The sequence below is a fragment of the Limnohabitans parvus II-B4 genome, from assembly GCF_003063455.1.
GTDB lineage: Bacteria > Pseudomonadota > Gammaproteobacteria > Burkholderiales > Burkholderiaceae_C > Limnohabitans_A > Limnohabitans_A parvus.
Genome location: NZ_NESN01000005.1, coordinates 2,501 through 15,307, shown reverse-complemented (window position 1 = coordinate 15,307; position 12,807 = coordinate 2,501). Strand labels below are relative to the sequence as shown.

Annotated in this window: 9 protein-coding genes and 2 rRNA genes (1 of these 11 running past the window's edge); 2 read left to right on the top strand and 9 right to left on the bottom strand. The window is 58.0% G+C overall.

Translation table 11 applies throughout. From position 1 onward, the window contains the following. Window positions 1-63 precede the first annotated feature (63 nt). Complete coding sequence (locus B9Z37_RS12425) at window positions 64-1,065, top strand: NADP-dependent oxidoreductase (RefSeq protein WP_108313351.1); 1,002 nt, start codon at window positions 64-66, stop codon at window positions 1,063-1,065. Between the two features lie 267 nt (window positions 1,066-1,332). Continuing rightward, on the top strand, window positions 1,333-2,166 hold the full coding sequence (locus B9Z37_RS12420) for an alpha/beta fold hydrolase (protein WP_240606737.1): 834 nt from the start codon (window positions 1,333-1,335) through the stop codon (window positions 2,164-2,166). Between the two features lie 392 nt (window positions 2,167-2,558). Here the strand turns inward: B9Z37_RS12420 and B9Z37_RS12415 are convergent, their stop codons facing one another. From B9Z37_RS12415 to B9Z37_RS12375, 9 genes are all read right to left on the bottom strand, one after another. Beyond that, window positions 2,559-2,954, bottom strand: coding sequence for a RidA family protein (locus B9Z37_RS12415; protein ID WP_019427185.1), 396 nt, complete (start codon window positions 2,952-2,954; stop codon window positions 2,559-2,561). A 10-nt stretch (window positions 2,955-2,964) separates the two neighbouring features. Then, window positions 2,965-4,617, bottom strand: a complete 1,653-nt coding sequence (locus B9Z37_RS12410) for an AMP-binding protein (protein WP_167394395.1) — start codon at window positions 4,615-4,617, stop codon at window positions 2,965-2,967. Between the two features lie 19 nt (window positions 4,618-4,636). Next, entirely contained in the window at window positions 4,637-5,821 is a 1,185-nt protein-coding gene (locus tag B9Z37_RS12405) for an acyl-CoA dehydrogenase family protein (protein ID WP_108313348.1), read from the bottom strand. A 3-nt stretch (window positions 5,822-5,824) separates the two neighbouring features. Continuing rightward, a complete protein-coding gene (locus B9Z37_RS12400) occupies window positions 5,825-6,685 on the bottom strand; it encodes an enoyl-CoA hydratase family protein (RefSeq protein ID WP_053172453.1) in 861 nt (286 codons plus the stop codon). After that, entirely contained in the window at window positions 6,682-7,191 is a 510-nt protein-coding gene (locus tag B9Z37_RS12395) for a MarR family winged helix-turn-helix transcriptional regulator (RefSeq protein ID WP_240606714.1), read from the bottom strand. The genes B9Z37_RS12400 and B9Z37_RS12395 overlap by 4 nt, the downstream gene beginning before the upstream one ends. After that, window positions 7,188-7,988: an SDR family NAD(P)-dependent oxidoreductase gene (locus B9Z37_RS12390; RefSeq protein WP_108313347.1), complete on the bottom strand. Its 801-nt coding sequence runs from the start codon at window positions 7,986-7,988 to the stop codon at window positions 7,188-7,190. Before B9Z37_RS12390 ends, B9Z37_RS12395 begins: the two co-directional genes overlap by 4 nt. Next, window positions 7,989-10,322 carry a bifunctional salicylyl-CoA 5-hydroxylase/oxidoreductase gene (locus B9Z37_RS12385; RefSeq protein WP_108313346.1) on the bottom strand — a complete coding sequence of 778 codons (2,334 nt, stop codon included), beginning with the start codon at window positions 10,320-10,322 and terminating at the stop codon, window positions 7,989-7,991. A 205-nt stretch (window positions 10,323-10,527) separates the two neighbouring features. Further along, a 5S ribosomal RNA gene (rrf, locus tag B9Z37_RS12380) occupies window positions 10,528-10,640 on the bottom strand. Window positions 10,641-10,801: 161 nt separating this feature from the next. Beyond that, window positions 10,802-12,807: ribosomal RNA gene (locus B9Z37_RS12375) — 23S ribosomal RNA — on the bottom strand (it continues 874 nt past the right edge of the window).

The window sequence follows — 12,807 nt, the reverse complement described above, 5'->3', positions numbered from 1 at the left end:
AGATCCGAAATTTATGGAGCCGCTTGGTTTTCACCACAGTCAATTTTTGAAAGAAAGAATTTCATGAAAGCATTCATTGTTGATCGCTATGGAAAAAAAGAACTCTTAAAGGCCGTTGATGTGCCCGAGCCAGTGCTGCGAGATGACGAAGTCTTAGTCCAAGTACACGCGACTGGCGTCAATCTGTTGGATGTCAAAGTCAGAAATGGAGAATTCAAGCTCATCCTCCCTTACAAAACCCCCTTTGTCTTAGGTCATGACGTGGCCGGTGTGGTGGTCAAGGTGGGGCGACGCGTGCAAATGTTCCAACCCGGTGACGAGGTCTATTCCAGGCCAGATGATCATCGGATCGGAACGTTCGCTGAATTTGTTCCAGTCAAAGAAACGTCGCTTGCATTCAAGCCTAAGAATCTTTCCATGGAAGAGGCTGCATCACTCCCGCTTATCGCTTTAACGGCTTGGCAGGCGCTGGTTGAAAAAGCCAAACTTCAGAAAGGTCAGAAGGTCTTTATTCAAGCCGGTTCTGGCGGAGTTGGCACGTTCGCTATCCAACTGGCAAAACATCTGGGCGCAACTGTGGCCACCACGACCAGCACAGGCAATGTGTCTTGGGTCAAAGCGCTGGGTGCCGATGTCGTGGTCGACTACAAAAAGGAAGATTTTGAAAGTGTTTTGAGCAACTACGACGTTGTTCTCAATAGTCAAGATGGGAAGACACTTGAAAAGTCTCTGAATGTCCTCAAACCCGGCGGACAACTCATCTCCATTTCAGGCCCGCCTACCCCCGAATTTGCGGAAGAACTCAAGCTCCCTTGGGTTGTGAAGCAAGTCACGCGTGCACTGAGCTTTGGCACCCGTAGAAAGGCGAAGCGCCTGGATTTCGATTTCTCGTTTCTCTTCATGAAAGCCAGCGGCAGCCAGCTTCAAAAAATCACAGCTCTGATCGAGTCAGGAGCCATCCACCCAGTTGTGGACAAAGTATTTCCGTTTGATGCCACCAACGAGGCCTTGGCCTACGTCGAAAGTGGACGCGCCAAGGGCAAGGTTGTGATCAAGGTGCGTTGACGGGTTACCAAAGAACCACGCATTGATAAGGCAAGACTTTGCCGAGCGCCATAAAAACTACCATTACTCCTTCTGCAGTCCCATATGAAAATTGAAAAATCTATTCATCTGATTAGCGACACTCTGCGCACAATCACACAAAACTTTGTGCGCACCGTGATAGGAATTTCAGTTGCAACTGCAGTCATTTCAAACCCAGTGAGCGCTTCAAATCCAGTGTCGACAGGACACGCGCAAACTCTGCCAGAGGCAAGCCAAGCCTTAATAATGAATTGGAAAAATGTCCGTACACAGGAGATCACGATAGGCGGAATCACCTTCGCGTACAGAGAGTTGGGTAAGCACAATAACGGGACACCCATCGTATTCTTGGCTCATCTCGCGGCTGTGCTGGACAACTGGGACCCGCGGATCATGGATGGCATTGCAGCCAAGCACCATGTGATCGCCTTTGACAACCGCGGTATCGGAGCTTCCACGGGTAAACCATCTAACTCGATTGAGCAAATGGCTGACGATGCCACCGCTTTCATCAAAGCAAAAGGTTTTAAAAAGGTAGACCTTTTAGGTTTTTCGATGGGGGGCATGGTTGCTCAGGAAATCGTGCTGAAAGAGCCCGAACTTGTCCGAAAAATGATCCTCGCTGGAACCGGCCCTGCTGGTGGAGAAGGCATCAGCTCGGTGGTGGGAGTGACCTTTTATGACATGTTGCGGGGCTTCTTCACGGGCCAGGATGCCAAACAGTTTTTGTTCTTCACGCGCACGACAAGCGGCATCGAGGCAGGTAAAGCATTTCTGGAACGTCTAAAGGAACGTGCGGAGTATCGTGATCAGGAAATTGCTGTAAGCGCGTTCATCGCTCAATTGCAGGCACTGCGCACCTGGGGGCATAAAGAGCCAGCGGATCTCTCGATCGTTAAACAGCCTGTGCTCGTTGCGAATGGAGACGCTGACCGCATGGTTCCGACGGGCAACACACATGACCTGGCGCGGCGACTCCCGAACAGTACTTTGATCATTTATCCCGATGCGGGCCATGGCGGAATCTTCCAGTTCCACAACACTTTCGTGCCTAGTGCACTTGAGTTTCTAGCACGCTAAGTTTTCGAAGTATTGAAGAATTTCGCTATGAACTATAGAAACCTGATATTGCCCACCTAATTTATTGAGATCCGGGGCGAAAGGTTCGCGTATCTTTGGGCGAATTTCAATCAAGACCCAACATAAACCAGATCGCTGTTCCCGCAAGGTCTGTCGAAAATGTCATGACTGATTTAGAAAAGAAATATGCTCGAATAATTTTCCTTTCTACCCTGAAAATAAAAATCAGTGACAGACTGCTTCCGCGACAAACCCATCACTCAACCCACAGGTCGAAGGGCTGCTATGGGTCGGCTTCTGCCGGTCAACTGCTCGTAGTGATGGTCCGCTTTCAGCCTAAATCTGCCGATCGATCTAGGCTTTCTACAGCTTCTTACCAAAGCATTTTTCGCTCACTCCGGCACCACCGCCGTCACTTCGATCTCAACTTGGGCTCGATCTTCGACCAGGTCGGCCACTTGCACCAGCGTCATGGCGGGGTAGTTTTTGCCAATGACTTCCTGATAGACCTTACCCAGCTCGCGGCCGCGGGCTAGGTATTCCTTTTTGTCCTTGACGTACCAGGTCATGCGGGCCATGTGCTGTGGGCCTGCGCCTGCGCAGGCCAGCGTGTCGACGATGTTTTGCAGGGCTTGGCGGCACTGGGCCACAAAGTCGTCAGTCTCGAATTGGGCTTGGCCGTTCCAGCCGATCATGCCCGCGACGAACACCATGCGGCCACGCGCTTCGATGCCGTTGGCATAGCCTTTGGCGGGTGCCCAGCCTTCGGGTTGCAAGACGTTGAACATGGTGGGCTCCTTAAGAAATTTGACGCAGCTTGAAGCGCTGCAGTTTGCCGGTTTCAGTGCGGGGCAAGGCGTCCAAAAAGACCACCTTGCGCGGGTACTTGAACGGGGCGATGGTTTGTTTGACGTGCTCTTGCAAGGTTTTTTCCATGGCCACATCACCCGTGTGGCCGGGTTTGAGCACCACATAGGCCTGCACGATGTGACCACGGTCTTCGTCGGGCATGCCGACCACGCCGCATTCGGCCACGGCCGGGTGTTGCAGCAAAGCGCCTTCCACCTCAGGGCCTGCGATGTTGTAGCCCGCCGAGATGATCATGTCATCGTTGCGCGCTTGGTAGCTGAAGTAGCCATCGGCGTCCATGACGAAGGTGTCGCCGGGCAGGTTCCAGCCGTCTTTCACATAGTCTTGCTGGCGCGGGTCGGCCAGGTATTTGCAGCCTGTGGGGCCGCGCACCGCCAGGCGCCCCACGGTGCCAGGCGACACGGGCTGCATGTCGTCATCCACGATCTGCGCCACATAGCCGGGCACCACTTGGCCAATGCTGCCGGGGCGCACTTGCGCGCCTGCGCTCGAGATGTAGATGTGGATCACTTCGGTGCCGCCAATGCCATCGGTCATCTCGATGCCTGTGGCCTGCTTCCACAGCTGGCGGGTGGCGTCGGGCAAGGCCTCGCCTGCCGAGACGGGGTGCTTGAGGCTCGACAGGTCAACGCCTTTGGCCAGCGTCGCCATTTGGCGGTACATGGTGGGCGCGGTGTAGCACTGCGTGGCGCGGTACTTGGCAATGGTCTGCATCAAGGTCTCGGGCGTGTGCTTTTCGAGCAGCACGGTGCTCGCGCCATATCGCAGCGGGAACGCCAACAGACCACCCAGCCCGAAAGTGAAGGCGATGGGCGGCGTGCCGCATACGACATCGTTCTCGTTCATCTGCAAGATGTGGCGCGGGAACAAGTCGCACATGGCCAGCACATCGCGGTGAAAGTGCATGGTGCCTTTGGGCTTGCCTGTGGTGCCGCTGGTGAAAGCGATCAAACACACGTCGTCGCGGCTGGTGGCGTGAGGCGTGTACGCGTCACTTTGCTGCGCCATGCGCTGCTCCAGGCCATCAGGGGCATCGCTGCGAAACTGCACCAGCTGCTGCAAGCTGGCCATGTGGCTGGCGTGACCGGGTGTCATGCAGTGCTGCAGTTCGTCGGCCAGCAGGCTGTCGCACAGGGCGGCGCTGACTTGGGCTTTGTCGATGATCTGGGCCAGCTCGCCCGCACGCAGCAGCGGCATGGTGGGCACCGCCACCAGGCCCGCCTTGAGCGCGCCCAGCAAACAAGCGGCCATCATGGGGCTGTTGCCACCGCGCAGCAAAATGCGGTTGCCGGGCACGAGGCCCATGTCGAGGGTCAGCACCTGGGCGATGCGGTTGCTCTTGTCTTGCAACTGCGCATAGGTCCAGCTGAAGTCGCCACCACCCTTGTTGAAGTCGCTCACGCCATGCAGCGCGATGCGCTCGCCTCGGCCTGCCTGCACATGGCGGTCCACCAATTCCACTGCGCAGTTGATCTGGTCCGGGTAGTCCAGCTCGGGTCGGTCCGCCATGAACACAGGCAGCTGGTCTTTGGGCGGCAGCCGGTCACGCGCAAAGGTGTCGGTGTGGCTGCTGGGCAGCAGTTGGTTCCAGTCGCTCATGTCAACCTTTCAGCAAGTCTTTGCCGATGATCAGCTGCTGCACTTCGGTGGCGCCTTCGTAAATGCGCAGCGCCCGGATCTCGCGGTACAGCGACTCGACCATCACGCCTTTTTTGACGCCCATGCCGCCGTGCATCTGCACCGCCATGTCGATGATCTGCTGGGCGTTTTCGGTGGCGGTCATCTTGGCCATGGCCGCCTCGCGGGTGATGCGCCCGCCTTGGTCGCGCAACCAAGCGGCGCGATACGTCAAAAGCGTGGCCGCGTCCAGCATGGTGGCCATTTGCGCGATCTTGGTCTGGGTGATCTGAAAGTCGCCCAAGGTTTGGCCAAACATCTTGCGTGAACGCGCCCAGCTGATGGACTCGTGCAGCGCACGCCGCCCAAAACCCAAAGCGGCCGCCGCCACCGAGGTGCGGAACACATCGAGCGTGGCCATGGCGACCTTGAAGCCTTGGCCCGCTTCGCCAATGCGCTGGTTGGCAGCGACCTTGCAGTTGTCAAACTTGAGCGTGGCCAGCGGGTGAGGAGCCACTACGTCGATGCGCTCTTCAATCGACAGACCGGGCGTGTCGGCATCGACAATGAAAGCCGTGATGCCGCGTGCACCGGGCGCTTCGCCTGTGCGGGCAAACACCACATAAAAGTCGGCGATGCCGCCGTTGCTGATCCAGGTCTTGCGGCCGTTGAGTACATAGCCGTCTGCCGTGGCCGTGGCGCTGCACTGCATGGCGGCTACGTCGGAGCCTGCATCGGGTTCGCTCAAGGCAAAGGCGCTCAAGGCCTGGCCCGACGCCACACGCGACAGGTAGCGCTGCTTTTGATCGGCTGTGCCCATGAGGCTGATGGCGCCTGTGCCCAAGCCCTGCATGGCAAACGCGAAGTCCGACAAGCCGTTATGGAAAGCCAATGTTTCGCGCAGCAGGCAGAGCTGGCGGGTGTCGATCACGTCCGACGCTGCGCCATAGGCCGTGCCGGACACTGCATGCTTGAGCCAGCCGCCGCTGCCCAGCAAGCGCACCAAGCGGATGCATTCGGCGTCCACCGCGTCGCGGCTTTCGTCGTGGTGCGCGTGGGCAAGGTGCTCTTGGCACCAAGCGTCCAGGCGCACTTTGAAGTCGCGGTGGCTGTTGTCAAAGAAAGGCCAGTCGAGTTCTGGCGGGTGAGTGGCTGTGTGATTTGACATGGCTCAGTCCCCTTCAAACACGGGTGTTTGCTTGGCCACAAAGGCGTGGTACGCCCGGTGGAAGTCGTTGGTGGCCATGCAAATGGCTTGGGCCTGGGCTTCGGCCTCGATGGCTTCATCCACACCCATGTTCCATTCTTGTTGCAGCATCTTTTTGGTGATGCCGTTGGCAAATGTGGGGCCTGCCACCAGCTGGGCGGCGATGGCTTGCGCATCGGCCAACACCGTGCCTGCCTCGCACACGCGGTTGTAAAACCCCCAGCGCTCGGCTTCTAGCGCGCCCAGGCCGCGTCCGGTGAAGAGCAGCTCGCTTGCACGGCCCTGGCCGATGATGCGCGGCAAGAGCGCGCACGCGCCCATGTCGCATCCGGCCAAGCCGACCTTGTTGAACAGGAAATAAGTCTTGCTGCGCTCGGTGCCGTAGCGCAGGTCAGACGCCATGGCCAGGATCGCGCCTGCGCCCGCGCACACGCCGTCTATCGCCGCGATGATGGGTTGTGGGCAGGCACGCATGGCCTTGACCAAATCGCCCGTCATGCGGGTGAAGGCCAAGAGGCCGGGCATGTCGAGCTGGGTGAGCGGGCCGATGATTTCGTGGACATCGCCACCCGAGCAGAAGTTGCCGCCCTCGCCCGTGATGACCACGGCATGGATGTCAGGTGCGTAGGGCAAGGCGCGGAAAAAGTCACGTAGCTCGGCGTAGGAGTCAAACGACAGCGGGTTCTTGCGTTCGGGGCGGTTCAAGCTCACCGTGGCCACACCGTCTTTGACGGACAGCAAAAAATGCTCGGGCTGGTAGCCCGCCATGGGCTGGTTGTGGCGGGGCAGCTGGTGGGGCTGGCCGGGCAGGTAGCGTTGGCTCATTTTGTCTCCTTCGAATTTGTTGGGGTGCCGGACTTCAAGGTGCCCAGCAATTTGTGCAGTTGTTCTTGTTGGCTTGCCGCCAGCGGCGACAGCAGCTCGACGACCCAGCCCTCGTGGGCCAGGGCCATGGCCGCAAATGCGCTGCGCCCGGCATCGGTCAGGCTGACGGTGTAGGAGCGGCGGTCGCTTGCCTGCATTTGCCGCTGCACCAGTTGTTCTTTTTCGAGCTGGTCAACGATGGATGTGACGTTGCCACCCGTGACCATCATGCGGCGCGAGAGCTCACTCATCGACAAGCCTTGCGGCTCGCGCTCGAGTTGTGCCATCAGGTCAAAGCGCGGCAGCGTGATGTCAAACTGCTCGCGCAATCGTTGGCGGATCGTGTCTTCGATGCGGGTGGTGGCCGAGAGCAGTCGCAACCACAAGCGCAGCGAGGCGTGGTGGTCGGCGTGCGCGCGCTTTTCCATGTCCACAGAGGCCATGTCGATGTCGGGTCGTGCGCTCATGACACCAGCTCCCCACCATCAATGGCAATCGATTGACCGTTGATCGCATCGCTGCCCGCTGCGCACAACCACAACACGCTTTGCGCCACTTCGTGCGGCTGCACCAAGCGCTGTTGCGGGTTGCTCGCGGCCAAGACTTGGCGCGCTTCGGCTTCGCTCTTGCCTGTTTTACTCACGATGTTTTGCACCGCTTCGCGCACGATGTCGGTCTCGGTGTAGCCGGGGCAAATCGCGTTCACGGTCACGCCTTTGCGGGCCAATTCGAGGGCCAGCGCTTTGGTCAGGCCCACCACGCCGTGCTTGGCCGCGACATAGGCGCTCACATAGGCATAGCCTTTGAGGCCCGCCGTGCTGGCGATGTTGATGATTCGCCCTGGTGTGCCTGCTTTGGCCCCCTCGAGCATGCCGGGCAGCACGGCTTGGATGCAGTGGTAAGTGCCTGTGAGGTTGACGTTCAGCATCTGCTGCCACAGCGCGGCATCGGTCTTGGCAAAGGGCGCGCTGTGCGCCTGGCCCGCGTTGTTGACCAAGATGTTCACCGGGCCAAAGCGGGCCTGCGCCTGCTGCATCGCCGCTTGCACGGCGTGTTCATCGGCCACGTCCATGGGCGCGATCAGTACCGCCACGTCGGGCACTTGCCCTCGCAGTGCCTCGGCTTGCGCCTGCAGCTTGTCCTGCGAGCGGCCACACAAGGTCAAGCGGCAACCCGCTTGCGCGAGCTGCAACGCGATGGCCGCGCCAATGCCTGCACCTGCGCCGGTGATGAGGGCATGGCGGCCCTGCAGTTCATCGGCCATTCAATCCCCCTTTGTCGCAGCCTGCTGGGCGCGCTCGCGGGCAAAGCCCGCTTCAAGCTGGGGCTTGCCTGACACGTAAGCACGCGGCCAAGCGATGTCTTTGAAGCCGATGCGCGCCGCTTCGGTCAAGGTCCAGGCAGGGTTGGCCAGGTGCGGGCGGGCAACGGCGCACAGGTCGGCGCGGCCAGCGGCCAAGATGCTGTTGACGTGGTCAGCTTCACTGATGGCACCCACCGCGATGGTGGCGATGCCCGCTTCTTGACGGATGCGGTCGGCAAAGGGGGTTTGGTACATGCGGCCGTAAGTGGGCTTTTGCTGCGCACTGACCTGGCCCGATGAGCAGTCGATCATGTCGGAGCCTGCCGCCTTGAAGGCGCGGGCGATCTCGACCGCGTCGGTCGGTGTGATGCCGCCTTCGACCCAGTCGTGCGCCGAGATGCGCACAGACATGGGCAGGTCTTTGGGCCAAGCGGCGCGCACGGCGGCAAACACTTCGAGCGGGTAACGCAGGCGGTTGGCGAGCGAGCCGCCGTATTCGTCTGTGCGCTGATTGGTGAGCGGACTGATGAAGCTCGACAAAAGATAACCGTGCGCACAGTGCAGCTCCAGCCAGTCGAACCCGGCTTGGGCAGCGCGCTGTGTGCTGGCCACGAAGTCGGCCGTGACGCGGTCCATGTCGGCGCGGGTCATGACGCGGGGCACATCGCCATGGGGCAAATAGGGCTGGGCGGAGGCCGCCAACAATGGCCAGTTGCCTTCTGCGTCGTCAGCGGGCACAGGCTGGTCCATGCCCGCGCCTTGCCAGGGTCGGCAGGTCGAACCTTTGGGCCCGGCATGGCCGATCTGCAGGCCGATCTTCGCGTCAGATTTGGCATGCACCCAGTCCACTATTCTTGCAAAGTCGGTGGTCTGCTGCTCATTCCACAACCCCGGGCAGCCGTGCGTGATGCGACCGTCGGCGCTGGGTGCGGTCATCTCGACCATCACCAGCCCTGCACCGCCCATGGCGCGTGCGCCCAGATGGACCAGGTGGTCGTCACCCACGCGGCCGTCCACGGCCATGTATTGCGCCATGGGCGAGACCACCACACGGTTCTTGAGCGTGACCGAGCGTTGGGTATAGGGCGTGAACATGGGAGGACGAACCCCGGGCGTAGCCGTGCGGCCTGCGAACCAGGCCTCATAGCCTTCCAGCCAGGCCTTGTCACGCAAGCGCAAATTCTCGTGGCTGATGCGCTGGCTGCGGGTGAGCATGGAGTACATGAACTGCTCGGGTTCGAGCTGGTCGCAGTAGCGCTCGCCGCACACCTCGAACCATTCCATCGCATTCCAGGCGGCGTTTTGCAGGCGGATCACGTCGATCTCGCGCACGGCTTGGTAATGTTTCAGCACTTCAGGGATGCGGTCTGCGGTGTCGCCCAGCGCCTTGAACTGGCGCACCAACTCAATGGCGTCTTCGAGCGCGAGCTTGGTGCCCGAGCCGATGGCAAAGTGCGCGGTGTGCACCGCGTCGCCCATCAGCACCACATGGCTGTTGCCGTTGAAGGTGGACCAGTTGGCGCACTTGACGCGCTGGAAGTTGAGCCATGCCGAGCCGCGCAGGTGACGGGCGTTGGTCATCAGCTTCTCGCCTTGCAGGTTCTTGGCAAAGAGCTTTTCGCAGAAGGCAATCGAAGCATCTTGGTCGGCCTTGTCCAGGCCGTGTGCCAGCCAGACGTGTTCAGGGCACTCGACGATGAAGGTGGACGTCTGGTTGTCGAATTTGTAGACGTGCGCCTGGAACCAGCCATGCTCGGTCTTCTCGAACAAAAAGGTGAAAGCGTCGTACTGGCGGTTGGTGCCCAGCCAGATGTAGCGGTTGGGACGCGTGACGATATCTGGCTGAAACACCTCGGGCAAACGGCTGCGCACACGCGAGTTGATGCCGTCGCTGGCGATGATCAGGTCGGCATCAGGAAAGTCGAGGTCGGACTGCACGTCTTGCTCAAACAAGAGCTTCACGCCCAGCTCTTCACAGCGCACTTGCAGGATGTTGAGCAGCTTCTTGCGACCAATGCCCACAAAGCCGTGGCCGCCTGAGCGGATCACTTCGTCCTTGAAGTGCAGCTCGATGTCATCCCAGTGGTTGAAGGCCTGCTCCACCTCCGCAGCGGTCTGGCTGTCCCACTGACGCATGTTCTCCAGCGTTTGGTCCGAGAAAACCACGCCCCAGCCAAAAGTGTCGTAGGGCTTGTTGCGCTCCACCACCGTGATGTCGTGGTGTGGGCCAAGCTTTTTCATCAGCAACGCAAAGTACAAACCCGATGGACCACCGCCAATACACACAATTTTCATGTTCGTTCTCTTTGCTATAGACCGCACAGGCCATTGATTAAGGCCTATATATTTCAAGCCTCAAGTATTGAGGCGAATGAACAGGCGGTCAATCAGGGAGTAACCCGTAGAAAACAAAAGAAGGGGAGTGAATGGTGCGCATGCTGAAATGCTTCGCACAAAGCAAAACGCCCCACCGATCGGTGGGGCGTTTCGTGCTGTAAAAGCCTGACGATGACCTACTTTCACACGGGAATCCGCACTATCATCGGCGCTAAGTCGTTTCACTGTCCTGTTCGAGATGGGAAGGAGTGGGACCAACTTGCTATGGTCATCAGGCATAACTTGGCGTCACCTTGACTCGCGTCAAGACAACAAATTCATAGAGCTTGGAATCAGATTTTAAGCTTGCGCTTGGGTCTTTCGACCTTTTTTGAATGCGTCAACTTGGCATAACTTCCTTGACCAATGCACACCTTGCGGTATGTGATCAAAGTTATAGGGTCAAGCCGCACGAGCAATTAGTATCAGTTAGCTTAACGCATTACTGCGCTTCCACACCTGACCTATCAACGTCCTGGTCTTGAACGACTCTTTAGGGGGCTCAAGGCCCCGGCAGATCTCATCTTGAAACGAGTTTCCCGCTTAGATGCTTTCAGCGGTTATCTCTTCCACACTTAGCTACTCGGCAATGCCACTGGCGTGACAACCGATACACCAGAGGTGTGTCCACTCCGGTCCTCTCGTACTAGGAGCAGGCTTCCTCAAATCTGCAGCGCCCACGGAAGATAGGGACCAAACTGTCTCACGACGTTTTAAACCCAGCTCACGTACCTCTTTAAATGGCGAACAGCCATACCCTTGGGACCGGCTACAGCCCCAGGATGAGATGAGCCGACATCGAGGTGCCAAACACCGCCGTCGATATGAACTCTTGGGCGGTATCAGCCTGTTATCCCCAGAGTACCTTTTATCCGTTGAGCGATGGCCCTTCCATACAGAACCACCGGATCACTATGTCCTACTTTCGTATCTGCTCGACTTGTCAGTCTCGCAGTTAAGCACGCTTATGCCATTGCACTATTATCACGATGTCCGACCGTAACTAGCGTACCTTCGAACTCCTCCGTTACGCTTTGGGAGGAGACCGCCCCAGTCAAACTGCCTACCATGCACTGTCCCCGATCCAGATAATGGACCTAGGTTAGAACCTCAAACACACCAGGGTGGTATTTCAACGTCGGCTCCACTGAAACTAGCGTTCCAGCTTCAAAGCCTCCCACCTATCCTACACAGATCTGTTCAAAGTCCAATACAAAGCTACAGTAAAGGTTCATGGGGTCTTTCCGTCTTTCCGCGGGGAGATTGCATCATCACAAACATTTCAACTTCGCTGAGTCTCAGGAGGAGACAGTGTGGCCATCGTTACGCCATTCGTGCAGGTCGGAACTTACCCGACAAGGAATTTCGCTACCTTAGGACCGTTATAGTTACGGCCGCCGTTTACTGGGACTTCAATCAAGAGCTTGCACCCCATCATTTAATCTTCCAGCACCGGGCAGGCGTCACACCCTATACGTCCACTTTCGTGTTTGCAGAGTGCTGTGTTTTTATTAAACAGTCGCAGCCACCGATTTTTTGCAACCCCGTTGGGCTCCCTCTGTTCGAGTTCACCTACTTGGGGCATACCTTCTCCCGAAGTTACGGTATCAATTTGCCGAGTTCCTTCTCCTGAGTTCTCTCAAGCGCCTTAGAATACTCATCTCGCGCACCAGTGTCGGTTTGCGGTACGGTCAATGACAAGCTGAAGCTTAGTGGCTTTTCCTGGAAGCAGGGTATCACTCACTTCAGGTGCAAGCACCCTCGTTATCACCCCTCATCTAAGCCCGGCGGATTTGCCTACCGAGCACGACTACAGGCTTGAACCAACATATCCAACAGTTGGCTGAGCTAACCTTCTCCGTCCCCACATCGCACTTGTCATCGGTACAGGAATATTGACCTGTTTCCCATCAGCTACGCATCTCTGCCTCGCCTTAGGGGCCGACTCACTCTACGCCGATGAACGTTGCGTAGAAAACCTTGCGCTTACGGCGAGGGGGCTTTTCACCCCCTTTAACGCTACTCATGTCAGCATTCGCACTTCTGATACCTCCAGCAGGGTTTACACCACCACCTTCACAGGCCTACAGAACGCTCTCCTACCACTTGCAATAAATTGCAAATCCGCAGCTTCGGTAACTGGCTTAGCCCCGTTACATCTTCCGCGCAGGACGACTCGATCAGTGAGCTATTACGCTTTCTTTAAATGATGGCTGCTTCTAAGCCAACATCCTGACTGTTTTAGCCTTCCCACTTCGTTTCCCACTTAGCCAATTTTAGGGACCTTAGCTGGCGGTCTGGGTTGTTTCCCTCTTGAGTCCGGACGTTAGCACCCGGTGCTCTGTCTCCCAAGCTGTACTCATCGGTATTCGGAGTTTGCCTTGGTTTGGTAAGTCGCCATGAC

Coding starts and splice junctions, on each gene's coding strand:
- B9Z37_RS12425 (WP_108313351.1), top strand. CDS start 64: ATGAAAGCATTCATTGTTGATCGCTATGGAAAAAAAGAACTCTTAAAG.
- B9Z37_RS12420 (WP_240606737.1), top strand. CDS start 1,333: ATGAATTGGAAAAATGTCCGTACACAGGAGATCACGATAGGCGGAATC.
- B9Z37_RS12415 (WP_019427185.1), bottom strand. CDS start 2,954: ATGTTCAACGTCTTGCAACCCGAAGGCTGGGCACCCGCCAAAGGCTAT.
- B9Z37_RS12405 (WP_108313348.1), bottom strand. CDS start 5,821: ATGTCAAATCACACAGCCACTCACCCGCCAGAACTCGACTGGCCTTTC.
- B9Z37_RS12400 (WP_053172453.1), bottom strand. CDS start 6,685: ATGAGCCAACGCTACCTGCCCGGCCAGCCCCACCAGCTGCCCCGCCAC.
- B9Z37_RS12395 (WP_240606714.1), bottom strand. CDS start 7,191: ATGAGCGCACGACCCGACATCGACATGGCCTCTGTGGACATGGAAAAG.
- B9Z37_RS12390 (WP_108313347.1), bottom strand. CDS start 7,988: ATGGCCGATGAACTGCAGGGCCGCCATGCCCTCATCACCGGCGCAGGT.
- B9Z37_RS12385 (WP_108313346.1), bottom strand. CDS start 10,322: ATGAAAATTGTGTGTATTGGCGGTGGTCCATCGGGTTTGTACTTTGCG.